Origin of the sequence: Streptomyces sp. ERV7 (assembly GCF_001653515.1) — a bacterium.
GTDB lineage: Bacteria > Actinomycetota > Actinomycetes > Streptomycetales > Streptomycetaceae > Streptomyces.
In genome coordinates this window covers 406,333-430,837 of record NZ_LYOY01000051.1, presented here as the reverse complement: position 1 = coordinate 430,837, position 24,505 = coordinate 406,333, and the positions used below count along the sequence as shown (strand labels likewise).

21 protein-coding genes, 1 pseudogene and 1 riboswitch are annotated in these 24,505 nt (G+C 71.0%); of the genes and pseudogenes, 8 read left to right on the top strand and 14 right to left on the bottom strand.

What is annotated here, in order from left to right:
* The first annotated feature begins 131 nt into the window (after window positions 1-131).
* Window positions 132-413, top strand: coding sequence for an HPr family phosphocarrier protein (locus A8W25_RS24800; protein WP_067165150.1), 282 nt, complete (start codon window positions 132-134; stop codon window positions 411-413).
* A 215-nt stretch (window positions 414-628) separates the two neighbouring features.
* Here A8W25_RS24800 and A8W25_RS24795 read toward each other — a convergent pair whose 3' ends face one another.
* The 4 genes from A8W25_RS24795 to A8W25_RS24780 form a co-directional block, all read right to left on the bottom strand.
* Window positions 629-1,306 carry a GntR family transcriptional regulator gene (locus A8W25_RS24795; protein WP_067165148.1) on the bottom strand — a complete coding sequence of 226 codons (678 nt, stop codon included), beginning with the start codon at window positions 1,304-1,306 and terminating at the stop codon, window positions 629-631.
* Window positions 1,307-1,510: 204 nt separating this feature from the next.
* A complete protein-coding gene (locus A8W25_RS24790) occupies window positions 1,511-2,281 on the bottom strand; it encodes a M23 family metallopeptidase (RefSeq protein ID WP_067165146.1) in 771 nt (256 codons plus the stop codon).
* Between the two features lie 13 nt (window positions 2,282-2,294).
* Window positions 2,295-2,455: riboswitch (cyclic di-AMP (ydaO/yuaA leader) on the bottom strand.
* Between the two features lie 214 nt (window positions 2,456-2,669).
* A complete protein-coding gene (locus A8W25_RS24785; RefSeq protein WP_107470820.1) occupies window positions 2,670-4,037 on the bottom strand; it encodes a M16 family metallopeptidase in 1,368 nt (455 codons plus the stop codon).
* A gap of 17 nt (window positions 4,038-4,054) precedes the next feature.
* A complete protein-coding gene (locus tag A8W25_RS24780) occupies window positions 4,055-5,407 on the bottom strand; it encodes a M16 family metallopeptidase (RefSeq protein ID WP_079126355.1) in 1,353 nt (450 codons plus the stop codon).
* A gap of 192 nt (window positions 5,408-5,599) precedes the next feature.
* Between A8W25_RS24780 and A8W25_RS24775 the strand changes: the two genes are divergently transcribed.
* Window positions 5,600-8,050, top strand: a complete 2,451-nt coding sequence (locus A8W25_RS24775; RefSeq protein WP_067165139.1) for a DNA gyrase/topoisomerase IV subunit A — start codon at window positions 5,600-5,602, stop codon at window positions 8,048-8,050.
* Window positions 8,051-8,096: 46 nt separating this feature from the next.
* On the opposite strand, the gene A8W25_RS24770 is transcribed toward A8W25_RS24775, so the two are convergent.
* On the bottom strand, window positions 8,097-9,248 hold the full coding sequence (locus A8W25_RS24770) for a CobW family GTP-binding protein (RefSeq protein WP_067165137.1): 1,152 nt from the start codon (window positions 9,246-9,248) through the stop codon (window positions 8,097-8,099).
* Window positions 9,249-9,505: 257 nt separating this feature from the next.
* On the opposite strand from A8W25_RS24770, the gene A8W25_RS24765 reads away from it, so the two are divergent.
* From A8W25_RS24765 to A8W25_RS24745, 5 genes are all read left to right on the top strand, one after another.
* Window positions 9,506-10,213: a DUF6082 family protein gene (locus A8W25_RS24765; protein ID WP_107470779.1), complete on the top strand. Its 708-nt coding sequence runs from the start codon at window positions 9,506-9,508 to the stop codon at window positions 10,211-10,213.
* A gap of 24 nt (window positions 10,214-10,237) precedes the next feature.
* The gene (locus A8W25_RS24760; RefSeq protein ID WP_107470778.1) at window positions 10,238-10,819 is read left to right on the top strand and encodes a DUF6082 family protein; all 582 of its coding nucleotides are present in this window, start codon (window positions 10,238-10,240) and stop codon (window positions 10,817-10,819) included.
* A 96-nt stretch (window positions 10,820-10,915) separates the two neighbouring features.
* On the top strand, window positions 10,916-11,152 hold the full coding sequence (locus A8W25_RS24755; protein ID WP_067165135.1) for a hypothetical protein: 237 nt from the start codon (window positions 10,916-10,918) through the stop codon (window positions 11,150-11,152).
* Between the two features lie 203 nt (window positions 11,153-11,355).
* Window positions 11,356-13,086 (top strand): sensor histidine kinase, encoded by a 1,731-nt coding sequence (locus A8W25_RS24750; RefSeq protein WP_067165133.1) that lies wholly within the window; start codon window positions 11,356-11,358, stop codon window positions 13,084-13,086.
* Entirely contained in the window at window positions 13,083-13,760 is a 678-nt protein-coding gene (locus A8W25_RS24745; protein WP_067165131.1) for a DUF7342 family protein, read from the top strand. The genes A8W25_RS24750 and A8W25_RS24745 overlap by 4 nt, the downstream gene beginning before the upstream one ends.
* Window positions 13,761-13,792: 32 nt before the next feature.
* Here A8W25_RS24745 and A8W25_RS24740 read toward each other — a convergent pair.
* From A8W25_RS24740 to A8W25_RS24710, 7 genes and pseudogenes are all read right to left on the bottom strand, one after another.
* Window positions 13,793-14,182 (bottom strand): annotated as a pseudogene (locus A8W25_RS24740) (ABC transporter substrate-binding protein); the annotation flags it as partial.
* Between the two features lie 56 nt (window positions 14,183-14,238).
* Entirely contained in the window at window positions 14,239-15,837 is a 1,599-nt protein-coding gene (locus A8W25_RS24735) for a cation acetate symporter (protein WP_067165128.1), read from the bottom strand.
* The gene (locus tag A8W25_RS24730; RefSeq protein WP_067165125.1) at window positions 15,834-16,307 is read right to left on the bottom strand and encodes a DUF485 domain-containing protein; all 474 of its coding nucleotides are present in this window, start codon (window positions 16,305-16,307) and stop codon (window positions 15,834-15,836) included. Before A8W25_RS24730 ends, A8W25_RS24735 begins: the two co-directional genes overlap by 4 nt.
* Before the next feature lie 114 nt (window positions 16,308-16,421).
* Window positions 16,422-17,033 carry a response regulator transcription factor gene (locus tag A8W25_RS24725; protein ID WP_234386618.1) on the bottom strand — a complete coding sequence of 204 codons (612 nt, stop codon included), beginning with the start codon at window positions 17,031-17,033 and terminating at the stop codon, window positions 16,422-16,424.
* Window positions 17,034-17,149: 116 nt separating this feature from the next.
* Window positions 17,150-18,334 carry a sensor histidine kinase gene (locus A8W25_RS24720; protein ID WP_067165122.1) on the bottom strand — a complete coding sequence of 395 codons (1,185 nt, stop codon included), beginning with the start codon at window positions 18,332-18,334 and terminating at the stop codon, window positions 17,150-17,152.
* On the bottom strand, window positions 18,331-18,846 hold the full coding sequence (locus A8W25_RS24715; protein ID WP_067165119.1) for a CcdC protein domain-containing protein: 516 nt from the start codon (window positions 18,844-18,846) through the stop codon (window positions 18,331-18,333). Before A8W25_RS24715 ends, A8W25_RS24720 begins: the two co-directional genes overlap by 4 nt.
* A 158-nt stretch (window positions 18,847-19,004) precedes the next feature.
* The gene (locus A8W25_RS24710) at window positions 19,005-21,125 is read right to left on the bottom strand and encodes a DNA gyrase/topoisomerase IV subunit B (protein WP_067165117.1); all 2,121 of its coding nucleotides are present in this window, start codon (window positions 21,123-21,125) and stop codon (window positions 19,005-19,007) included.
* Window positions 21,126-21,558: 433 nt separating this feature from the next.
* Between A8W25_RS24710 and A8W25_RS24705 the strand changes: the two genes are divergently transcribed.
* Window positions 21,559-21,789, top strand: a complete 231-nt coding sequence (locus tag A8W25_RS24705) for a DUF7455 domain-containing protein (protein WP_067165114.1) — start codon at window positions 21,559-21,561, stop codon at window positions 21,787-21,789.
* A 95-nt stretch (window positions 21,790-21,884) separates the two neighbouring features.
* Here A8W25_RS24705 and A8W25_RS24700 read toward each other — a convergent pair whose 3' ends face one another.
* Both A8W25_RS24700 and A8W25_RS24695 read right to left on the bottom strand, forming a co-directional pair.
* The gene (locus tag A8W25_RS24700; RefSeq protein WP_067165111.1) at window positions 21,885-22,715 is read right to left on the bottom strand and encodes a S1 family serine peptidase; all 831 of its coding nucleotides are present in this window, start codon (window positions 22,713-22,715) and stop codon (window positions 21,885-21,887) included.
* A 153-nt stretch (window positions 22,716-22,868) separates the two neighbouring features.
* Window positions 22,869-24,413 (bottom strand): RNA polymerase sigma factor, encoded by a 1,545-nt coding sequence (locus A8W25_RS24695; protein ID WP_067167148.1) that lies wholly within the window; start codon window positions 24,411-24,413, stop codon window positions 22,869-22,871.
* Window positions 24,414-24,505: the final 92 nt, after the last annotated feature.

The window sequence follows — 24,505 nt, the reverse complement described above, 5'->3', positions numbered from 1 at the left end:
CCTACGGGTCGCGGGGCCGGTGCGGTCAGGTCAAGGTAGGGGTCAGAACGGATCCGGCGTCGGCGTCGAGCACAGCGCAGGACATGAGAGACTGGTCTAGACAACCGCCAGAGATTTCGAAGGGCATCACCATGGCTGAGCGCCGCGTCAATGTCGGCTGGGCCGAGGGCCTGCACGCCCGCCCCGCTTCCATCTTCGTCCGCGCCGCCACGGCCTCCGGCGTCCCCGTGACGATCGCCAAGGCCGACGGCAACCCGGTCAACGCCGCCTCCATGCTCGCGGTGCTCGGCCTGGGCGCGCAGGGCGGCGAGGAGATCGTGCTGGCTTCCGAGGCGGAGGGCGCCGAGGCGGCCCTGGAGCGTCTGGCGAAGCTCGTCGCGGAGGGCCTTGAGGAGCTCCCCGAGACCGTCTGACCGCACCCGGCCGGCCGAACCCCGGCCCGGACGGTGCCCGCGTCACCGCACTTCGCGATCGGAGCCGCGGACCCGAATTCAGGGTCCGCGGCTCCTTTCTTTTGCACGGATACTCGGGTTACCCGGCCCTCGTACCCCTGCCATTGATTTCCGCGGCGATTTCGGGCAGCACGAAACAGCCCCGCCGAATCACCTCTTTGCATACGGCGCCCCCGTTAAGCACGGACGCTCGCGGTGTTTACGGCATGTTGCGAAGTCCTCACGTCCACCGGACGCCGCAGCCGATAGGCGGAAAACGCGCGCTCGGCGTGGTGGGCGGCGAGCGACCTGGCCCGCTCGGCGTCGCCGCGCGCCAGCGCGTCCACGATCGCCCCGTGCTCCGCCCAGCACTCGGCGGGCAGCGCGGGCTGCTCCACCACGTACATCCAGGCGATCTTGTGCCGCAGCTGGGTGAGCAGCGCGATGAGGCCGGGGCTGCCGGAGGCCTGGGCGAGCGTCTCGTGGAACCAGCCGCCCAGCGCGCGCAGATCCTCGCCCTGGGCCCGCCGGATACGGTCCTGACCGAGCCTGACCAGGCCGCGCAGCACCTTGAGATGGGCCTCGGTGCACCGGGCGGCGGCCCGGGCGGCGGCCAGCGGCTCCAGCATCGTGCGCAGTTCGAGCAGGTCGGCGGCCTCCTGCTCGGTCGGCTCGGCGACACAGGCCCCGGCGTGCCGGCGGGTGGTGACGAACCCCTCGGACTCCAGCGTGCGCAGCGCCTCGCGGACCGGGACGCGGGACACCCCGTACCGCCGGGCGAGCACTTCCTCGGTGAGCCGGCTGCCGCGCGCGAAGAGCCCCGCGACGATGTCGTCGCGGATTGCCGTGCATACCGATTGCGCCGGAATGCGCATGACCGAACCTCCGCCTTAATCCCCGCGAAACGCGGTCGATCGACGCCTGTTCGGTGATGCTATTCCAGCGACTGTTAATTCCCCGTGACGTGCGGTACGCAATGCATATCTTTTGGCCACGGACGGATCCGCGCGCCCGGCGGCGCACGACGAAGCCCCCGGCGCGGACGCCGGGGGCTTCGGTGGGACGCGGGGACGGCCGCGTCAGACGTTGACGCCGTGCGAGCGCAGATACGCGATCGGGTCGATGTCCGAGCCGTACGACTCGCCGGTACGGGCCTCGAAGTGGAGGTGCGGGCCGGTGGTGTTGCCGGTGTTGCCGGAGAGGCCGATCTGCTGGCCCGGCTCGACGCGCTGGCCGACGTACACGTTGATGGACGACAGGTGGCCGTACTGCGTGTACGTGCCGTCGTTCATGCGGATGACGATGTTGTTGCCGTAGGCGCCGCCGTAACCCGCCTCGACGACGGTGCCCAGGCCCACGGCGTGCACCGAGGTGCCCATACCCGCGTGGAAGTCGATGCCGGTGTGGCTGCCGGAGGACCAGATCGAGCCGCCGGTCTTGTAGCCGGTGGAGACGTAGCTGCCGTCGATCGGGGCGACGAAGGAGTTGAGGCGCTTGCGCTCGGCCTCACGGGCGGCGCGCTCCTTGGCGGCGCGCTCCTCCTTGGCCTTCGCCTCGGCCTTGCGCTTCGCCTCGGCGGCGGCGCGGGCCTTGTCGGCGGCGTGCTTCTGAGCGGCGGCCTGGGCGTCGATACGGTCGGCGAGGGAGTCGCCGATCACGATCGCCTGGGTGATGCCGGTGTCCTCGACCGAGGCGGCGGCGGGCGCCGCGTTCTCCGCGGCGATGGCCGGGGAGGCGAGGGTGCCCACGACTCCGGCGGTGGCGAGAGTGGCGATGCCCGCTATGTTCGCGCCCTTGCGCGAAACGGCGCTCGGACGACGGTGCTTCCCGGTGGCACGGGTGAACGCCATGGAGTGGCGGTGTCCTTTCCTTCCATCTCGCCTACCGGGTTAGCTGACGGGTTCGGAGCTGGAAGGTCTCCTACGGGCCCCTCCGCGGGCGGAGGCGTCCGATTCACCCCAGGGACTGAGTGGGTCCCCGGCTCCCCTGGCTCGCGCCAGTTGGGGACTCGGCGATCGCTGTCCGGTGCCGCGGCTGCGACGGGTGGTGACGGACAGCGCGACCGACGCTAGACGGCTGATCTTTCAATCACCAAACAGACACGTCTTTTTGTAGCGCACGCCACATGACAGACAGGCAACCTCCCCAACAAAAGGGACATAAGTGAGGACCCCGGCGGCCACTCGGCCACCGGGGTCCTCACCCGGCTCGTCCGCCCGCCTCCGGCGGGCGGCCCAATCAGCCCGCCACGACGGTGACTTCACCGATTCCGAGGGCCTTGACGGGCTCCTCGATCTGTGCCGCGTCCCCCACCAGGACGGTCACCAGACGGTCCACCGGGAAGGCGCTGACGACCGCCGCGGTGGCCTCCACGGTGCCGGTGTCGGCGAGGCGCGCGTACAACTGCGCCTGGAAGTCGTCCGGGAGGTGCTGCTCGACCTGGTCGGCCAGCGTCCCGGCGACGGCGGCGGCCGTCTCGTACTTCAGCGGGGCCACGCCCACCAGGTTCTGCACGGCGGTCTCCCGCTCGGCGTCCGTCAGACCCTCGGCCGCGAGCTTGCGCAGCACCGTCCACAGGTCGTCGAGGGCCGGGCCGGTGTTGGGCGTGTCCACCGAGCCGCTGATGGCGAGCATGGCCGCGCCGGTGCCCTCCGCGCCGGAGCGCAGCACCTGGCCGTACGCACGCACTCCGTAGGTGTAGCCCTTCTCCTCGCGCAGGACGCGGTCCAGGCGGGAGGTGAGCGTGCCGCCCAGGCAGTACGTCCCGAGGACCTGGGCGGGCCAGACGCGGTCGTGGCGGTCCGGGCCGATCCGGCCGATCAGGAGCTGCGTCTGGACGGCGCCGGGGCGGTCCACGATGACCACGCGGCCGGTGTCGTCGGCGGTGACCGGGGGCATCGGGCGCTCCTCGGCCGGGGTGCCGGTCCAGGCGCCCAGGGTGTCCGCCAGGACCGCGTCGAGGTCGGTGGAGCCCAGGTCGCCCACGACCACGGCGGTGGCCGCCGCCGGGCGGACATAGGCCTCGTAGAAGGCCCGTACGGCCGCCGCGTCGATCCGGGTGACGGTCTCCTCGGTGCCCTGGCGCGGGCGCGACATGCGCGCGGTGGCCGGGAAGAGCTCCCTGGAGAGCTGCTGGGCGGCGCGGCGCGCCGGGTTGGCCAGCTCGTGCGGGATCTCGTCGAGGCGGTTGCGGACCAGACGGTCGACCTCCGCGTCGGCGAACGCGGGGGCGCGCAGTGCCTCGGCGAGCAGACCGAGCGCCTTGGGGAGCCGGGAGACCGGCACCTCCAGGGAGACCCGGACGCCCGGGTGGTCCGCGTGCGCGTCCAGGGTGGCGCCGCAGCGCTCCAGGTCGGCGGCGAACTCCTCGGCGGAGCGCTTGTCGGTGCCCTCGGAGAACGCGCGCGCCATGATCGTGGCGACGCCGTCCAGGCCCGCCGGCTCGGCGTCCAGCGGGGCGGTGAGGAAGATCTCCACGGCCACGACCTGCTGGCCGGGGCGGTCGCAGCGCAGCACCGTCAGCCCGTTGGGCAGGGTGGTGCGGCCGGGGGCGGGGAACGCCCAGGGACGCGCGGTGCCGGCGGCCGGCTGGGGGTGGAACTCCATGATCACGCCGGTCTCGCTCACTGCTCTGCTCCCTCTGCGTCGGCGTCGCCCGCCTCGTCTGCTTCGGCGGTGGTCGGCTCGTAGACCAGCACCGCCCTGTTGTCCGGGCGCAGGGTGGCCCGGGCCGCGTCCCGCACCTCCTCGGCGGTGATGTCGAGCACCCGGTCGACGGCGGTCAGGGCGAGCTGGGGGTCGCCGAACAGCACCGCGTACCTGCAGAGTTCGTCGGCGCGGCCGGCGACCGTGCCGAGCCGGTCCAGCCACTCGCGCTCCAGCTGGGCCTGGGCGCGCTCCATCTCCTCGGCGGTGGGACCCTCTTCGGCGAACCGGGCCAGCTCGTCGTCGACGGCCGACTCGATGTCGGGGACCTCGACGCCGCCGGACGTCTTCACGTCCAGCCAGCCGAGCGAGGGCGCGCCGGCCAGGCGCAGCAGGCCGAAACCGGCCGCCACGGCGCTCTGGTCGTGGCGCACCAGGCGGTTGTGGAGGCGGGAGGACTCGCCGCCGCCGAGGACGGTGAGCGCCAGGTCGGCGGCGTCGCACTCGCGGGTGCCGTCGTGCGGCAGCCGGTAGGCGGCCATCAGGGCGCGCGCGGGGACGTCCTCGTGGACGACCTCGCGCAGCTGCTCGCCGATGACGCCGGGCAGCGTGCCGTCGCGCGGCGGCTGCTTGCCGTCGTGGGTCGGGATGGAGCCGAAGTACTTCTCGATCCAGGCGAGCGTCTGCTCGGGGTCGATGTCGCCGACGACCGAGAGGACCGCGTTGTTCGGCGCGTAGTACGTACGGAAGAAGTTCCGCGCGTCCTCCAGCGTCGCCGCGTCCAGGTCGGCCATGGAGCCGATCGGCGTGTGGTGGTACGGGTGGCCCTCCGGGTAGGCCAGCGCGGTGAGCTTCTCGAACGCCGTGCCGTACGGCACGTTGTCGTACCGCTGGCGGCGCTCGTTCTTGACGACGTCGCGCTGGTTCTCCATGGACTCCTCGTCCAGGGCGGAGAGCAGCGAGCCCATGCGGTCGGCCTCCAGCCACAGCGCGAGCTCCAGCTGGTGGGTGGGCATGGTCTCGAAGTAGTTGGTGCGCTCGAAGCTGGTGGTGCCGTTGAGCGAGCCGCCGGCGCCCTGCACCAGCTCGAAGTGACCGTTTCCGTGGACCTGGTGCGAGCCCTGGAACATCAGGTGCTCGAAGAGGTGAGCCAGGCCCGTACGGCCCTTGACCTCGTGGCGGGAGCCCACGTCGTACCAGAGGCAGACCGCGGCGACCGGGGTCAGGTGGTCCTCGGAGAGCACCACGCGCAGGCCGTTGGCCAGCCGGTGCTCGGTCGCTGTCAGGCCGCCGGAGCCGGCCTGGGCGGTGGCCGTGTGACCCATGGGCATGTACGTCCCTTCGATCGCGGTGAAGAAGTCAGGAAGAAGTCCTGCCACTGTATGCAAGCGCACCGACACCTGGCGAAGTTCCCGGGTCGCGGTCGGCGTTGTCAGTGGGACGGTCCACAATGGTCGGCGTCAGCAGCAGACCTTGTTGGTGGTCGCTAAGAAGAACTCGTTGGTGAAGGAGCCGCAGCCGCGATGGCCCGCCGCAGCACGAAGACCCCGCCGCCGGACGATTTCGAGGAGAAGATCCTCGACATCGACGTCGTGGACGAAATGCAGGGCTCCTTTCTCGAGTACGCCTACTCGGTGATCTACTCGCGGGCCCTGCCGGACGCCCGCGACGGCATGAAGCCGGTCCACCGCCGCATCGTCTACCAGATGAACGAGATGGGCCTGCGCCCCGAGCGCGGCTATGTGAAGTGCGCGCGCGTGGTCGGCGAGGTCATGGGCAAGCTCCATCCGCACGGCGACGCGTCGATCTACGACGCGCTGGTGCGGATGGCGCAGCCCTTCTCCATGCGCCTGCCGCTGGTCGACGGCCACGGCAACTTCGGTTCGCTCGGCAACGACGACCCGCCGGCCGCGATGCGCTACACCGAGTGCAAGATGGCCGACGCCACCTCGCTCATGACCGAGTCGATCGACGAGGACACCGTCGACTTCTCCCCGAACTACGACGGCCAGGAGCAGGAGCCGGTGGCCCTGCCCGCCGCCTTCCCGAACCTGCTGGTCAACGGGGCGACGGGGATCGCGGTCGGCATGGCGACCAATATGCCGCCGCACAACCTGGGCGAGGTCATCGCCGCCGCCCGCCATCTGATCCGGTATCCGAACGCGGACCTGGAAGCGCTGATGCGCTTCGTCCCCGGCCCCGACCTGCCGACCGGCGGCCGGATCGTCGGCCTCTCCGGCATCAAGGACGCGTACGAGTCGGGCCGCGGCTCCTTCAAGATCCGCGCCAAGGTGTCGGTGGAGAACGTGACGGCCCGCCGCAAGGGCCTGGTCGTCACGGAACTGCCGTTCACGGTCGGCCCGGAGAAGGTGATCTCCAAGATCAAGGACCTGGTCGGCTCGAAGAAGCTCCAGGGCATCGCCGACGTCAAGGACCTCACCGACCGCTCACACGGTCTGCGCCTGGTCATCGAGATCAAGAACGGCTTCGTCCCGGAGGCCGTCCTGGAGCAGCTCTACAAGCTGACGCCGATGGAGGAGTCCTTCGGCATCAACAACGTGGCGCTCGTGGACGGCCAGCCGCTCACCATGGGCCTCAAGGAGCTCCTGGAGGTCTACCTCGACCACCGCTTCGAGGTCGTGCGCCGCCGCAGCGAGTTCCGCCGCACCAAGCGCCGCGACCGGCTGCACCTGGTGGAGGGCCTGCTCGTCGCGCTCCTCGACATCGACGAGGTCATCCGTCTCATCCGGTCGAGTGACAACTCGGCGCAGGCCAAGCAGCGCCTGATCGAGCACTTCTCGCTCAGCGAGATCCAGACGCAGTACATTCTGGACACCCCGCTGCGCCGCCTCACCAAGTTCGACCGCATCGAGCTGGAGAGCGAGCGCGACCGGCTCACCGGCGAGATCGACGAGCTGACCGGGATCCTGGACTCCGACACCGAGCTGCGCAAGCTCGTCTCGACCGAACTGGCCGCGGTGGCCAAGAAGTTCGGCACCGAGCGCCGGACGGTCCTCCTGGAGTCGGCGGGCGCGCCGGTCGCGGCCGTGCCGCTGGAGGTCGCGGACGACCCGTGCCGGGTGCTGCTCTCCTCGACGGGCCTGCTGGCGCGTACGGCGAACGCGGAACCGCTCGCGGAGGCCGAGCGGCGCACCAAGCACGACGTGATCGTCTCCGCGGTGCCCGCGACCCAGCGCGGCGACGTCGGCGCGGTCACCTCGGCCGGGCGACTGCTGCGGCTCGCCGTGATCGATCTTCCGCAGCTGCCGGACACGGCCGCCGCGCCCAACCTCTCGGGCGGCGCCCCGGTCTCGGAGTTCCTGTCGCTGGAGGCCGACGAGACGCTGGTCTGTCTGACGACCCTGGACGAGTCGTCCCCGGGTCTGGCGATCGGCACCGAGCAGGGCGTGGTCAAGCGCGTGGTGCCCGACTATCCGGCCAACAAGGACGAGCTGGAGGTCATCACCCTCAAGGACGGCGACAGGATCGTCGGCGCGGTCGAGCTGCGCACCGGCGAGGAGGACCTGGTCTTCATCACGGACGACGCCCAGCTGCTGCGCTACCAGGCCGCGCAGGTGCGGCCGCAGGGCCGCCCGGCGGGCGGCATGGCGGGCATCAAGGTCGCCGACGGCGCCAAGGTGATCGCGTTCTCCGCGGTCGACCCGGCGGCGGACGCGGTGGTGTTCACCGTGGCGGGCTCACGCGGCACGCTGCTCGGGGACTCGGCGGCGACCGTCAAGCTGACGCCGTTCGACCAGTATCCGCGCAAGGGCCGGGCCACCGGCGGGGTGCGCTGCCAGCGGTTCCTGAAGGGCGAGGACATGCTGGTCCTGGCCTGGGCGGGCGCGGCCCCGGCGAAGGCGGCGCAGGCCAACGGCACCCCGGTGGACCTGCCGGAGCCGGACCCGCGCCGCGACGGCTCGGGCACACCGCTGGGCCACACCGTGACGGTGCTGGCGGGCCCCGCGCTGTAGCGGCCTGACTCGTGGCCGGCGGGCCCGCCGGGCCCTGGGCGTGGGGTTACTCCTCCGCGCCCAGGGCCTCGGAGCTCCCGTCGGCCTCGTCGGCCTCGTCGGCCTCCTCCGCCTCGTCGCGCTGTACGTACCGCAGGACGCCCCACATGGCGGCCTCGTCCGGGGTGTCGCGCGGCGCCGGGTCCACGGCCGCGTCCAGGGACTTGCGCAGCCCCTCGGCGTCGATGCCGGAGCCGATCAGGACGAGCTGGGTGACCCGCTCCTCGCCGGGCGGCCAGGGCTCCGGGTAGAAGCGCAGGAAGCGGCCGACGGCGTGGACGCCGTAGCGGTTGCGCGGGTCGGCCGCGCCGAAGTCGACGAATCCCTTGAGTCGGTAGAGGCCCTCGGGGCGGCTGTCGAGGAAGGCCATCAGACGGCGCGGCTCCATGGGCGCGGCCGAGGTGAAGGCGACGGACTCGTACGCGTGGTGCAGATGACCCGGGTGGCCGCACCCGGGTCCGCACGCCTCCCCGTGCCCCTCGCCGTGTTCCCCGTCGTGCCCCTCGTCGTCGTCCAGCAGATCCTCGAAGGCGAGCTGGCCCACCCGCTCGGTGCTCGGTCTGCGGTCGAAGAACAGTTCCGGGTCGACCCGCCCGTACACGGACTCGACCACCGACGCGGCCCCGCCCAGGGACGCGCGCAGCCGGTCGAGGGCGGCTCTCGGCACCCGGTCGGTCTTGTTGAGCACCACCAGGTCCGCGACCGCGAGGTGCCGTGCGATCTCGGGGTGCCGCTCGCGGGTCTCCTCGTACTCGGCCGCGTCGACCACCTCGACGAGCCCGCCGTACACGACCCGGGGGTTCTCGCTGGCCAGGACCATCCGCACCAGCTCCTGCGGCTCGGCGAGACCGCTCGCCTCGATGACGACGACGTCGAGCCGGGCGGCGGGCCGGGTCAGCTTCTCCAGATAGACGTCGAGCTCGCTCGCGTCGACGGCGCAGCACAGGCAGCCGTTGCCGAGCGACAGCGTCGAGTCGCCGAGCTGTCCGGCCACCGTCATCGCGTCGATCTCGATGGACCCGAAGTCGTTGACGATCGCCCCGATCCGGGTGCCCCTGCTGGCCCGCAGCAGATGGTTGAGCAGGGTGGTCTTGCCCGAGCCGAGGAAGCCCGCGAGGACGACGACGGGGATCTGCTGGGTCGGACCGGTGGGACTCACGAAGGGGGGCCTCTCTCGGGCGCGTGCGCGGGCGGGGCGGCGGTACTGCTCCTCGGGTGCGGGGAGGCTCCCTGCGGCCCGCTCCAGGATATGGGCGCCCTGGGTGCGCGCCGCCCGGGCGCCGCCGCACCCCGGAGCGGCCCCCGCGCATGGCCGGAAAGCCCGCGCCCGCCGTCCCGGCCGTGCGTCGCCCGGGGGCCCCGGGGGCAGATTGAGTGCCGCCGCGGCCGTCGCCGTGCCCACACCCGGGAGGTCCCATGACAGCCACCCCAGCCCCGTCCGTCCGGCTCCGCTCCACCGTGAAGATCGCCCTCTGGACGGCCGCCACGCTCGCCGGAACCGTCCTGGTGAGCGCGGCCGCCGTCCTGCTCAGCGGCTGGCTCATCGACACCGTGCGGCGGCGCGAGGGCGGTCTGGACCGCGCCGAGGGCATCAGTCAGATCGGCAACTATTTCAGCGCCGCCAGCGCCGTCTTCTCCGGCCTGGCATTCCTCATACTCGTGGTGGCGCTGCTGCTCCAATACCAGGAACTGCGCCTGCAGCGGCGCGAACTCGCGGACCAGCGGGAGGAACTGACCCAGTCCCGCCGGGAACTGCACCGCAGCGCCGAGGCGAATATGCGCTCGCTGCATGTGCAGCTGACCCGGATGGCCATGGAGGATCCGTCGCTGGCAGCAGTGTGGAACGGCTTTCCGGGTATCCCTCACGAGGAGGAGCGACAGTACCTGTTCGCCAACCTGACGTTCGGGCACTTGTTGCTCGCCCGCCAGTGGGGGAGCTATTCGGACGATGAACTGCGCGTACACGCGAGGTCATTACGGGGCAGTGAACCCTATCGTCGGTACTGGGCGCTCTCCAGGGACGCGAAATTCGCTCTTCCCAGGGACAGCCACGAAAGGAAATTGGCAGAGCTGATCGATGAGGAGATCAGGACCGCGCCGGGGCCGCCCGCTCCCCCACAGTAGTAACAGTCGTACGGGAGAAGAGACATGACCAGCCTGCAAAGAACCGGACAGCACGACGGCACGGCGGCGACGGCGGCGCTCGCGGCGGGCGCCGTGGTGCTGGCCGCCGCCCTCAGCCTGGCGCTCGGCGCCGGGTTCCACGCGATCGCCCCGGCGGCCGGCGGGGCCTCCGCCGGCGGCGTCTTCGCCGGGCTCGCCATCGCCGCGGGCGCCGCCGGAATCGCCCTCCAGCACCGGCTGCTGGCCCGCCGGATCACCCTCACCCACCAGCACCGGCTCCACTTCGACCTGCTCAGCAAGGCCATCGACGACCCCGAACTCGCCGCCGTACTGGACACGTTCGAGGAGGACGTTCCCCCGGTGAAACAGCGGCAGTTCCTCTACGCGAACGCGCTCTACAGCAATGTCGTGCACGCGTACCGCACCGGTTCGACGAGCGAGAGCGAGATCGGCGGACATCTGCTGGTCATCTGCCGCAGTCCTATTTTCCGCGAATACTGGGAGTTCACCCGGCAGCACCGGGACGCACTGCAGGAGGACTCGCAGGAGGCACGTCTCGGCCGCCGCGTGGACGAGATCGTGCAGAACATCAGCCAGTTGAGGTAATCCTCACCAATTCCAGGGGACCCTACCGCGGCCTGCGCGAATCTGGTTATCTGTCCTACGTCCTAGACTCCTCCGAGCCATTGGAACGGTCCCCTGGTGAAAATCGTGCGCAGGGTCGGTGCTTCCCCACGAGAACGCGGCAGCCTGTCGGGACAGACGTGCCCCGACATCTTCGAGCTGAGCGACGGCAGCTTCGCCGTCATCGGTACGGACGTCACCGAGAGCCTGGACGGCAAGCTGCCCATTGACGCCGCGCGTGCCGAGTACGAGCGGATCGTCGCGATCACCCGCGAAACGCTGGTGCGTGCCAAGGCGGACATCCCCGAGGCCTGAGGAACGGATAAGGAGGGAAATAAGGAGCGCATAAGGAATTCACGTCCGCAGCCGCACTGCCGCGCCGCACGGCAACCGTCCGAGGGCGAAGCCGAGGACCCCGGGCGGCGCTCCAGCCGGCCCGGCTGCCCGCCTCCGGAGCCGGGCAGGGATCCGCGAACGGATTTCGGAATGCGCCGCGGAGCCGTCTACCGTGCATAGGCATGAGTGCCGTCCCCAGCACGCCCCCACCCGGACGGCGGCGGTTCGGCTGGCCCCAGCGCGTCTTCTCCCAGGTGCTGCTGATGCAGCTGGCCGTCGCCGCCGGTGTCACCGTGCTCGCGACCGGCCTGTTCCTCGCCCCGCTCAGCCATCAGCTCGACGACCAGGCGATGCGCCGGGCCCTCGCCATCGCCCAGTCGACGGCCGCGCAGCCGCAGCTCGCGGCGGACCTGGTCGCCTCCCGGCCCACCGCCGACGGCCCCGTGCAGCGCGAGGCCGAGCGGATCCGCCGGGCCACCGGCGCCGAGTACGTGGTGGTCATGGACCGGCGCGGGGTGCGCTGGTCGCACACGGAGGGCAGCCAGATCGGCAGGGTCGTCTCCACCGACCCCAGCGAGGCGCTGGCGGGCGAGGAGGTCATGGAGATCGACAGCGGCACGCTGGGCCGCTCGGCCCGCGGCAAGGTGGCGCTGCGGGACTCCGGCGGCGCCATCGTCGGGGCGGTGTCGGTCGGGATCGAGTACGACAGTGTGCGCGCCCGGCTGCTCGCCGCCATCCCCGGCCTGCTCGCCTACGCGGGCGGCGCCCTCGCGGCCGGCGCGCTCGCCGCGTATCTGATCTCCCGGCGGATCCAGAAGCAAACCCGTGACCTGGCCTTCTCCGATATCTCGGCACTCCTCGCGGAGCGCGAGGCGATGCTGCACTCGATCCGCGAGGGCGTGGTGGCGCTCGACCGGACCGGCCGGATCCGGTTGCTCAACGACGAGGCCCAGCGGCTGCTCGGCGTCGGCCCCGAGGCCGCGGGCCGCCCGCTGGACGAGGTGCTCGGCGCCGGGCGGACCACCGATGTGCTCGCGGGCCGCGTCTCGGGCACCGATCTGCTGACCGTACGCGGCCACCGCGTCCTGGTCGCCAACCGGATGCCGACGGACGACGGCGGCGCGGTCGCCACCCTGCGCGACCGCACCGAGCTGGAGCGTCTGGGGCGCGAGCTGGACTCCACCCACGGCCTCATCGACGCCCTGCGCGCCCAGGACCACGAGCACGCCAACCGGCTGCACACCCTGCTCGGCCTGCTGGAGCTGGAGATGCACGACGAGGCGGTCGAGTTCGTCACCGAGGTCGTCGGGGTGCACCGGACGACCGCCGAGCAGGTCACCGAGAAGGTCCGCGACCCGCTGCTCGCGGCGATGCTGGTCGGCAAGGCCACCGTGGCCGCCGAGCGTGCGGTGGCCCTGCGCATCACGGCGGACACCCTGCTCCCCGACCGGCTGGTCGACCCGCGCGGGCTGGTCACCGTGGTCGGCAACCTCGTGGACAACGCCCTGGACGCGGCCGCCGGCACTCCGGACGCCTCGGTCGGGGTGACCCTGCGCGCCGAGGGGCGCACGGCCGTCCTGCGGGTCGTCGACAGCGGCCCCGGCGTTCCCGACGGGCAGCGCGAGCTGATCTTCACCGAGGGCTGGTCCACCAAGGAGCTGCCCGCGCACGGCAAGCGGGGCCTGGGGCTCGCCCTGGTCCGGCGGTTCGCCGAGCGGCAGGGCGGGCACGCGCGCGTGGAGACGGGTCCGGACGGCGGGGCGGAGTTCACCGTCGTCCTGCCGGAGGCGCTGAGCGACGCCCTGGACGGGGAGCCGGGCGCGGCCGGCCCCGGGAACACGCTCTTCCCGGAGGACGAAACCGTACCGCGTGAGGATCCGAACGGGACCGTCCTGAGTGAGGAGGCGCGATGATCGACGTGCTCGTCGTGGACGACGACCGGCGGGTCGCCGACATCAATGCCGCATACGCCGAGAAAGTTCCCGGTTTCCGGGTGGTGGCGAAGGCGCATTCGGCCGCTGAGGCGCTCGCACTGATCGCCGAGCGCCCCGTCGATCTGGTCCTGCTCGACCACTATCTGCCGGACGAGAACGGCCTCGCCGTCGTACGCGAGCTGCGCCGGCTCGGCCATCACACCGACGTGATCATGGTGACGGCGGCCCGCGACGTGGCCACCGTCCAGGCAGCGATGCGCCAGGGGGCGCTCCAGTACCTCGTCAAGCCGTTCACCTTCGCGGGGCTGCGCACCAAGCTGGAGGCGTACGCCGCGCTGCGCCGCACCCTCGAAGGCGGCGGCGAGGCCGAGCAGGCGCAGGTGGACCGGATCTTCGGCGCGCTCTCGGTCTCCGCCGAGCCCGACCTGCCCAAGGGCCACTCCCCCACCACCGCCGAGCTGCTGCGCCAGGTGCTGCTCGCCGCCGAGGGCCCGCTCTCGGCACAGGAGATCGCGGAGCGGGCGGGGGTGAGCCGGCAGACCGCCCAGCGCTATCTGAAGCTCCTGGAGCGGGCGGGCCGGGTGCGGCTCGGACTGCGCTACGGGGAGACCGGCCGCCCGGAGCACCGCTACGCATGGGCGACCGGCCGCTGACACCGGGGACAGTGTGCCTCAGCCCTTGGGCACCGCAACGTCCTGACCAGCGCGTTGGCCGGCTTCTGCACGGTCTCCCTGTGCCCGTCGACCCCACTCGCGTTCCTATAGAGGCTGGACGAGGGGTACGGGCCGCCGAGCGCGGCCCGGGAGCCCTCGGGCGTACGCATGTCGATCAGGACCTTGCCGAGCTTCTGGTCCAGGACGTTGGCGACCGTCGGGTCGGTCGTCATACCGCCCTGGATGGAGCCCTGCTTGAGGGCCGCGATGAACGTCTGGCCCGCGCCGACCGCGACCGGGGTGAAGTCACCGGCCTTCAACCCCTCGCGGACCGCCAGGTACTTGGTGAGGAAGTCGGTGTGGTGCCGGGCACCTCGTACCTCCCATGGGGCGCCGGGCGGCGCGGTCAGCCAACCATCCGCAGCCGCATGGTCTCCGCCCCGCAGAAGCCGCCGAGGCGGATCGATCCTGCGCACCGCTACACCGCGCCCGCCCCTGTCAGCGACCGTACCTCGGTCTCCGCGTGGCGCGCCTCGTCCGGCGGCTCGGGCGAGGTCACCGTGCCCAGCCAACCGGCCAGGAAGCCCAGCGGGATGGAGACCAGGCCCGGGTTCTCCAGCGGGAAGAACTGGAAGTCCACCCCGGGGAACAGTGCGTGGGGCCCGCCCGAGACGACCGGCGAGAGCACCACGAGAACCAGCGCCGGGACCAGACCGCCATAGACCGACCAGACCGCGCCCCGGGTGGTGAAGTTCCGCCAGAACAGCGAGTAGAGCAGCACGGGCAGATTGGCCGAGGCCGCGACCGCGAAGGCCAGCCCGACCAGGAACGCCACGTTCAGATCCCGGGCCAGCAGCCCGAGGCCGATGGCGACCGCCCCGATCCCGGCGGCGGCGACCCTGGCCACCGCCACCTCGCTGTACTGCTTGGCATGGCGCCGCCGCAGCGAGGCGTACAGATCATGGGCGACGGAGGCGGAGGAGGCGAGGGTGATCCCGGCGACCACGGCCAGGATGGTGGCGAAGGCGACCGCGGCGACGACCGCGAAGAGAACCGTTCCGCCTGTAGAACCCGCGCCCCCGCCCAGATTCAGCGCCAGCAGCGGTACCGCCGTGTTCCCCGCCGCGTTCGCGGACTTCACCTCGGCCGAGCCGACCACGGCGGCCGCCCCGAAGCCGAGCACGATGGTCATCAGATAGAAGCCGCCGATGAGACCGATCGCCCAGACGACCGAGCGGCGCGCGGCCCGGGCGGTCGGCACCGTGTAGAAGCGGGAGAGGATGTGCGGCAGCCCCGCCGTACCCAGCACCAGGGCCAGGCCCAGGCTGATGAAGTCGAGCCGCGCGGTCCAGCCACCGCCGTATCTGAGCCCCGGGGCGAGGAACTCCTTTCCATGACCGCTCCGCTCGGCCGCCGTGTTGAGCAGCAGATTGACGTCTCCGTGGAAGCGCATCAGCACCAGCACCGTGAGCGTGACCGCTCCGGCCATCAGGAGGACGGCCTTCACGATCTGGATCCAGGTGGTCGCCCGCATCCCGCCGAGCGACACATAGATCACCATCAGCGCACCCACGCCGATGACGGTCCACGAGCGGGCCGCGCCGCTGGAGCCGCCGAGCAGCAGCGCCACCAGACTGCCCGCGCCGACCATCTGCGCCACCAGATAGAGAACGGACACGGTGACCGAGGACGTTCCCGCCGCGATCCGGACCGGCCGCTCGCTCATCCGGGCGGCGATCACATCGGCGAGGGTGAACCGCCCGCAGTTGCGGACCAGTTCGGCCACCAGCAGCAGCACCACCAGCCAGGCCACCAGGAATCCGACGGAGTAGAGCATCCCGTCGTACCCGAAGAGCGCGATGAGCCCGGAGATCCCCAGGAACGAGGCGGCCGACATGTAGTCGCCCGCGATGGCGAAACCGTTCTCCATGGGGGAGAACAGCCGCCCGCCCGCATAGAACTCCTCCGCCGAGCCCCGCCGGTTGCGGCTCACCCATGTGGTGATCGCCAGCGTGGCCGCCACGAACGCGCTGAACAGCAGCAGCGCCAGCGCCTGATGATCCCTGCCGACGCTCACCTGGCCATCCCCCGTGTCATCTCCTGGGTGTCCCAGCGCAGTTCGAGCGCGGCCCGGTCCCGGCGCAGCCGCGCATGACGGGCGTACGCCCAGGTCAGCAGGAAGGTGGAGAGGAACTGACCAAGACCGGCGACCATGGCGACATTGACCGCCCCGGCCACCTGATGGGCCATCAGGCCCGGTGCGGTGGTCGCGGCGACAACATACGCGATGTACCAGGTGAGAAACGCGAGCGCGGCCGGGACCACGAACCTGCGGTAGCGGGCACGGACTTCCTGGAAGGCAGGACTGCGCTGCACCTCCAGATAGATCTCGGCCGCACTGTGCCCTCGGTCCGGCTCGGCCGCCCGCTGCTGCGGGGCGAACGCGGGCACCGTACCGTCCAGTTCGCCCCAGCCGGAGGCGAGCGCGTCGTACCAGGGGTCGTCGATCCGTGCCGCCGCCGGTTCGTGCCGTTCTTGTCTCTCCACCGAACAACACTCCTTAGTCCACGGCCCTGTTCGGCCGCGTGCCCAAGGATGTGCAGAGGGGACGCCCCCGCACTCTTCAACGCCCCCTCTTCACCCCATTAGGTGATGGCCGAATCAGCCGACGGCCGGACCCGGTGGCCGGGTGAGGCCGTGCTGATAGGCGTACCGCACGGCCTGCGCCCGGTCCCTCGCTCCCGTCTTGGCGAAGATGTTGTTGATGTGGGTCTTCACCGTCGCGGTGGAAATATGCAGCGCACGGGAGATCTCGGGGTTGGACAGGCCCTCCGCGACCAGGCCGAGCACCTCGCCCTCACGGCCGGTGAGCCCGTCGGGCAGCACCGCCGGAGCCACCGCGGGCGGCGGCGCCGTCACCCGTTCGAGCAGCCTTCGCTGCACCGAGGGCGCCAGGCCCGCCTGTCCGGCCAGCACGTCCTGTATCGCCTTGACGATCTCGTCGCCGCCCGCGTCCTTGGTCAGATATCCGCGCGCCCCGGCCTGCAGCGCCGTGAACAGCGAGTCGTCATCGGCGTAGGTCGTCAGGATCACGACCTGCGTGCCCGGATACGCGGAGCGGATACGGCGGGTGGCCTCGGACCCGTCGCAGCGCGGCATCCGCAGATCCATCAGGACGACGTCCGGAGCCACTTCGGCGACCAGCGCGACCGCCTCCTCGCCGTCCTTGGCCGCCCCGACCACCTCGACGCCGGGCAACAGCCCGAGGAGCATCACGATCCCCTCGCGCACCACCGACTGGTCGTCCGCCACGACCACGCGGATCGCACGGTCCCCGCCTCCGGTCCCGCCTCCGGCACTTCCTACGGCCACTCCGCCCCCTTCGCCGGTCATGCCGGCACCCTCAGCCTCACCACGAAGCCCTCCTCCTCCGGTCCCGCCTCCAGGGTCCCGCCGAGCAGTTCGGCGCGCTCCCTCATCCCCAGCAGACCGTATCCGGAACCGCTCGCTTCCCATTCCTCGGTGCCCCGGCCGCCGCCCGAGTCCCGTACCTCCAGAGCCACTTCGTCCGGCCGGTACTCCAGCCGCACGGCGACGGCGGCGCCCGGCGCGTGCTTGCGCACATTCGTCAGGGCCTCCTGTGCCACGCGCCGCACCGCCTGGGACGCCTCGGCCGTCAACGGCCGCCGCTCCCCCGCCACTTCGACCCCGGCCGGACCACTGAGGCCGCCGAGGCCGCCGCCGTCGACGAGCGTGCGCAGGAAGCCCTCGACCGGGGTGATCTCTCCGCGCAGCGCGGAGAGCGCCTGCCTGGTCTCGGCCAGGCCGTCCCGCGCCATCGACCGGGCGGCGACGACCCGCTCCAGTATCCGGTCCCGGAACTCACCGGCGGGCTCGCGCTCGATCATCAGCCGGGCCGCCTCCAGATGCACCAGCTGCGCCGAGAGGCTGTGCGCGAGCACATCGTGGATCTCGCGGGCGATCCTGGCCCGCTCGGCGAGCGCCGCCGACTCGGCCTCGGCGGCCCGGGCGGCCCGCTCCTGGGCGAGCAGCCGCTGGGCGGTGCCCCGCGCCTCGGCGTCCAGTCGCAGCACATAGCCGGCGAGGCCGAGGCCCGCGGTGGTCAGCGCGGTGGTCAGCCAGTCGTCGGTGTTCAGCGCCGCATACGCCCCGAGGGCCACCAGGGTGGTGGGGACCGCGGCGCCCAGCGGGAGCCGTTCCAGCGCCGAGACCGCACAGCCGCACCACGCGATGGTCGCGAAGATGCGCCAGTCGGTCTGCTGCGCCGCGATCGCCGTCGTCATCAGCAGCGCGAGCAGCCCCAGCGAGGGCCACATCCGGTGGGCGAGCGTCTGCCGCCAGAATGCCCGTGCCAGCACGACCATCACCAGCACCATGGCCACGCCCACGGCCCAGGACCAGCCGTGCGGGCCTTTCTCGCTGATCGCGGTCCACAGCATCCCCCCGAGCAGCAGCCCGCGGACGCTCCACATGATGCCGAGCCGTGCGCGGCTCAGCCCCTCGTGGGAGAGCGCCTCCCGCGAGGGCCAGGTGAACCAGACGTCGGTGGTCACACACGCTCCTTCCACAGCGGGCGGGCCGAGCCGTCGGCAGCGACACCGTACGACGCGGTCAGGGACTGGGCGCGCCACACCAGGATGCCGCCGCGGACCAGGAGCGAGGCCGCCAGGCCCAGCAGCAGCGCGCCGGTGCCCATCCGTATCCCGGCCAGGGCGCCGAGGCCGGCCAGGCCCGCCCGCACGGCGATGCCGACGGCCCAGACGGCGGCCGTCGCCCGGGTGCCCTTGGTCCACACCGAGCCGTCCGGCTCGGTCCACACCTTGCTGGTCCAGCCCCAGGCGGCGCCCATGAGCAGCCCGGTCACGATCTCCGTGCCGAGCAGCAGCACCGAGGCCAGGTGGTGGTCCGGGGCGACCAGGCCCTTCTCCCGTATCCCCAGACAGACCAGGACCGCCGGGACGAGCCACCAGCGCTTGGCGTCGGCCAGCCGCTGGGGCCGCACCTGACGCGAGATGATCAGCGCGATGACGGCCACCGCCACCAGCACATTCACGAGCGCGGACATCTGGGCCTCCGGAATCACGACGGGCAGGACTTCCCTACGCCATCGAAGTTACGGAAACGGCCTGGTCAGACGCATCGGAGCAGGGGTTGAACGTGGGTGGAGCCCGCAGCTCCACCCACGGGTGGACACGCCACCTGGGACCCCCGCCGCGGCTGCGGCTACGCGTCGATGCGCGAGCGGTCCAGCGTCGCCGCCGAGCTGGTGATGAACTCCTTGCGGGGCGCCACCTCGTTGCCCATCAGCAGGTCGAAGACCTGCTCGGAGGCCTCCAGGTCGCCGATGTTGATCCGGCGCAGGGTGCGGAAGCGCGGGTCCATCGTGGTCTCCGCCAGCTGGTCGGCGTCCATCTCGCCGAGGCCCTTGTAGCGCTGGATGGAGTCCTTGTACCGGACGCCCTTGCGCTGGAACTCCAGCAGGGTCTGGCGCAGCTCGTTGTCCGAGTACGTGTACACGTACTTGTCCTGGCCCTTCTTGGGCTGGACCAGCTCGATCCGGTGCAGCGGCGGGACCGCGGCGAAGACCCGGCCCGCCTCGACCATCGGGCGCATATAGCGCTGGAAGAGGGTCAGCAGCAGGATGCGGATGTGGGCGCCGTCGACGTCGGCGTCGACGAGCAGCACGATCTTGCCGTACCGCGCCGCGTCGATGTCGAAGGTGCGGCCCGAGCCCGCTCCTATGACCTGGATGATCGCGCCGCACTCGGCGTTCTTGAGCATGTCCGAGACGGACGCCTTCTGCACGTTGAGGATCTTGCCGCGGATCGGCAGCAGCGCCTGGAACTCCGAGTTCCGGGCGAGCTTGGCGGTGCCGAGCGCGGAGTCTCCCTCGACGATGAAGAGCTCGCTGCGCTCCACGTCGTCGCTGCGGCAGTCGGCCAGCTTGGCGGGCAGCGAGGAGGACTCCAGGGCGGTCTTCCGCCGCTGCGCGTCCTTGTGCTGGCGGGCCGCGATCCGGGTCCGGGCCGCTGCGACGATCTTGTCGAGCACCGCCCGGGCCTGCGCCTTGGCGTCGCGCTTGGTGGAGGTCAGGAACGCCTTCAGCTCCTTGGCGACCACGTTGGCGACGATCCGGTTGGCCGCCGAGGTGCCGAGCACCTCCTTGGTCTGGCCCTCGAACTGCGGCTCGGCGAGACGGACGGTGACCACCGCCGTCATGCCCTCCATGGCGTCGTCCTTGACGACGTCGTCCTCGGCGACGCGCAGCAGCTTCGCGGAGCGCAGCACCTCGTTGACGGTCTTGGTGACCGACCGCTCGAAGCCGGTGACGTGGGTGCCGCCCTTGGGGGTGGCGATGATGTTCACGAACGACTTCAGGTTGGTGTCGTACCCGGTGCCCCAGCGCAGCGCGATGTCCACGGCGAGCTCACGGGTGACCTCGGTGGGGGTCATGTGGCCGCGCTCGTCCAGGACCGGGACGGTCTCCTTGAAGGTGCCCTGGCCAGTGAGCCTCAGCACGTCGCAGACGCCCTTGTCCTGGGTCAGGTACTCGCAGAACTCGCTGATCCCGCCGTCGAAACGGAACGTCTCTTCCGTCTTGCCCTCGCCGTCGATGCCGCGCTCGTCCCGGACGACGATGGTCAGGCCGGGGACCAGGAAGGCGGTCTGACGCGCGCGCTGGTGAAGCGTCTCCAGGGAGAGCTTGGCGTCCTTGAGGAAGATCTGGCGGTCCGCCCAGTAGCGGATGCGCGTCCCGGTGCGGGTCTTGGGCACCCTCTTGCCCTTGAGCAGCCCGCTCGACGGGTCGAAGGGGGCGTCGGGGCCCTGCTCGGTGAACATACCGGGCGTGCCGCGCCGGAAGCTGATCGAGTGCGTCGCGCTGTTGCGGTCGACCTCGACGTCGAGGCGGGCCGAGAGCGCGTTCACCACGGACGCGCCCACGCCGTGCAGACCGCCGGAGGCGGCGTACGAGCCGCCTCCGAACTTGCCGCCGGCGTGCAGCTTGGTCATGACGACCTCGACGCCCGAGAGGCCGGTCTTGGGCTCGACGTCGACCGGGATGCCCCGGCCGTTGTCCCGCACCTCGACGGAGCCGTCGTCGTGCAGGATCACTTCGATGAAGTCGCAGTACCCGCCCAGGGCCTCGTCGACGGAGTTGTCGATGATCTCCCAGAGGCAGTGCATCAGGCCGCGGCTGTCGGTCGAGCCGATGTACATGCCCGGGCGCTTGCGGACCGCTTCGAGGCCTTCAAGGACGAGCAGGTGCCGCGCGGTGTAGTTGGAGCCGTCCCGGTCGGCGCCGGACAGCAGCGCAGTGGACGGAACGGACGTCTCGGCGGTCACGCAGTTCGCTCCTCGCTGAATTTCAATTCGCCCCCTGGTGGGTAGGGGGCCGGCGTCGGTCGCCGGTCAGAGGGTACCGAGGCCTGGTAGAGCCGTTGTCACGCCACCCTCGGCAATACTCATGCTAGTCCAGCCTCGTATACATGTTCGATCCCTCGTTGGAGTGATGCGGATATCACGTTCCCATCCAGGCATGAACCATTTAGGCTCCGGGCACGTCCTCATGAACGACCGGCAACCCCGCCGGGAGGGCCAAACGAGACAAGCAACGCGAAACCGTAAAGCAACGCAATACGGCTCATTCGCCGCCAACCGGCAGCAGACAGCCACCTTGACCAAGAAGTTTCGAGGAAAAGGCACGAGCGGGAACGTTTTCGGCCTGGTTGGATGTTGACCCTGGTACGACAGCTCGTCGAGCTAGAGAAGAGGCGACGTGACTACTGTTCTGACCCCCGCGAGCCCCCTGACGGCCGCTGACCGTTGCGACCGCTGCGGTGCACAGGCATACCTGCGTGTGCTTCTGACCAGCGGTGGCGAACTGCTCTTCTGTGCTCACCACGGACGCAAGTTCGAGCCGGAACTGAAGAAGATCGCCGCTGAGATACAGGACGAGACGGACCGCCTCACCGCGGTGCCCGAATCCGCAGGCGAAGAGGATCGCTGACACCTCGCACTGACGACGAGCCAGGGCCGGTCCAGGACCGGCGACGGGCGGCCGCCCCGCGCGGGGCGGCCGCCCGTTCTCATGCCCGCGTCCCGCTAGAGGGGCGCCGCATGCCGTGACGGGCTGACGAACGCGGAGATCCGGGTGTACACCCCGGGGCTCTGCGCCTGCCCACAGCCGCTGCCCCAGGACACCAGGCCGATCAGCCGCCCGCGGGCGACCAGCGGCCCGCCGCTGTCGCCCTGACAGGCGTCGTGGCCGCCCCCGGGATCGCCTGCGCACAGCATGGTGGCCTTCAGGTACGTGCCCTCCGAGTTCCCCGGGTAGGCGCGCTCACAAGCCCCGTCCGACAGCACCCTGACCCGGGCCGAGCGCAGTGACGCGGCATAGCTGCCCTCCCCCGAGGTGTCGCCCCAGCCGTAGACCGCCGCGGGCGTGTCCGGCAGGTAGGCCGCGTCGCCCGGCCCGGCGAGCCCGATGACGTACGACTCGGGCAGCGCGCTCGCCAGGGTGAGCACCGCGAGGTCCCCGGTGTTGCTGACCGGGTCGTAGCCCGGGTTGACCCAGGTGTCCCGCACGACGACCTCCTGGCCGCTGCCGCCGCGCAGCGCCGAGCGCCCCGCGATCACCTTCAGGTCCCGCACTCCGTTGACCCCGAGCACCTCCTTGCTGAGGCAGTGCGCGGCGGTGACCACCTTGGTGGGAGCGACCACCGCTCCCCCGCAGAACTGGCCCGCGCGCGTACCCCCGAACCGGCTACGGCTGGAGAGGGCGACAACGTACGGGCTGTCCCTGACGGAGGCGGGTGAGCCCCCGATGACCACACTGTCGGCGGCGGCCGGGGCGGGCAGGGCCAGCGGTACGGCGGTGGCGGCCGCCGTGAGGGCCAGCGCCCCGCGCAGCGCTCGGACGGTGGGACGTCGCATACGGTCTCCTGACTCCGGGTGACACAGGCACACCCAGAGTCAACGAGCTATTGACGGCCCGCACCCGCTCAGACACGCCCGAGGGCCCGGCTCCCTTGCGGAAACCGGGCCCTCGTTCACTTGCGACTCGTACGACAGGCGTACGAACGCGACCTAGTCGAGGTAGTCGCGCAGCACCTGCGAACGCGACGGGTGGCGGAGCTTCGACATGGTCTTGGACTCGATCTGGCGGATGCGCTCACGCGTCACTCCGTAGACCTTGCCGATCTCGTCCAGGGTCTTCGGCTGACCGTCGGTGAGGCCGAAGCGCATGGAGACCACGCCCGCCTCGCGCTCCGACAGGGTGTCCAGGACCGAGTGCAGCTGCTCCTGGAGGAGCGTGAAGCTGACCGCGTCGGCCGGGACGACCGCCTCGGAGTCCTCGATGAGGTCACCGAACTCGCTGTCGCCGTCCTCACCCAGGGGGGTGTGCAGCGAGATCGGCTCACGGCCGTACTTCTGGACCTCGATGACCTTCTCCGGGGTCATGTCGAGTTCCTTGGCCAGCTCCTCCGGGGTGGGCTCGCGGCCCAGGTCCTGGAGCATCTGGCGCTGCACGCGCGCGAGCTTGTTGATGACCTCGACCATGTGCACCGGGATACGGATGGTGCGGGCCTGGTCGGCCATGGCGCGGGTGATCGCCTGACGGATCCACCAGGTGGCGTACGTGGAGAACTTGTAGCCCTTGGTGTAGTCGAACTTCTCGACCGCGCGGATCAGACCGAGGTTGCCCTCCTGGATCAGGTCCAGGAAGAGCATGCCGCGGCCCGTGTAGCGCTTGGCCAGCGAGACCACGAGGCGGAGGTTGGCCTCCAGCAGGTGGTTCTTGGCGCGGCGGCCGTCCTCGGCGATGATCTCCAGCTCGCGCTTGAGCTTGGGGGCGAGCTTGTCGGCGGCCGACAGCTTGTCCTCGGCGAACAGACCGGCCTCGATGCGCTTGGCGAGCTCGACCTCCTGCTCGGCGTTGAGCAGCGGGACCTTGCCGATCTGCTTCAGGTAGTCCTTGACCGGGTCGGCGGTGGCACCGGCGACGGCGACCTGCTGAGCGGGAGCGTCGTCCTCGTCGTCGTCGGAGAGGACGAAGCCCTTGTTCTCGCCCTCGGCCTCCTCTTCGTCGCCCTTGCCGGGCGCGGCGTCCTCGAGGAGCTCCTCGCCCTCGATGGCCTCCTCGTCGCCCTTCTTGCCGGCGGTCTTCTTCGCGGCCGTCTTCTTGGCCACGGCCTTCTTGGCGACGGTCTTCTTCGCGGCCGTCTTCTTGGCGGCGGCCTTCTTGGGCGCCTCGGCGTCGTCCGCCGACGCGTCCACGCTCTCGGCCGCCGGGGCCGCGCTGGCCGCGACGGTCTTGGTCACGGTCGTCTTGGCCGCGACGGTCTTGGTGGCGGTGCGCTTCGCCGGGCTCTTCGCTGCGACGCTCTTCCGGGTGCGCTTGGGAGATTCCGCGGCACTGACCATCAGCGTCACACCCTCTTCCTCGAGGATCTGGTTGAGGCTGCGCAGAACATTCTTCCACTGGGTTGGCGGAATCTGGTCGGCTTCGAAGGCCCGACGCACGTCATCGCCGGCGATCTGCCCATCAGCCTTTCCCCGCTCGATGAGCGCCATCACAGACTCTGACTCGGCGATCTCCGGCGGGAGCGTACGGGATGTGCTGGCCGACACGAACAACCTCTCGGAACGATGGAAACGGCTTCCGGCCCCGCCCATGATCGGGCCGGAGCCGACGACCGTCGGCTGGGGATTGTGCCGACGGC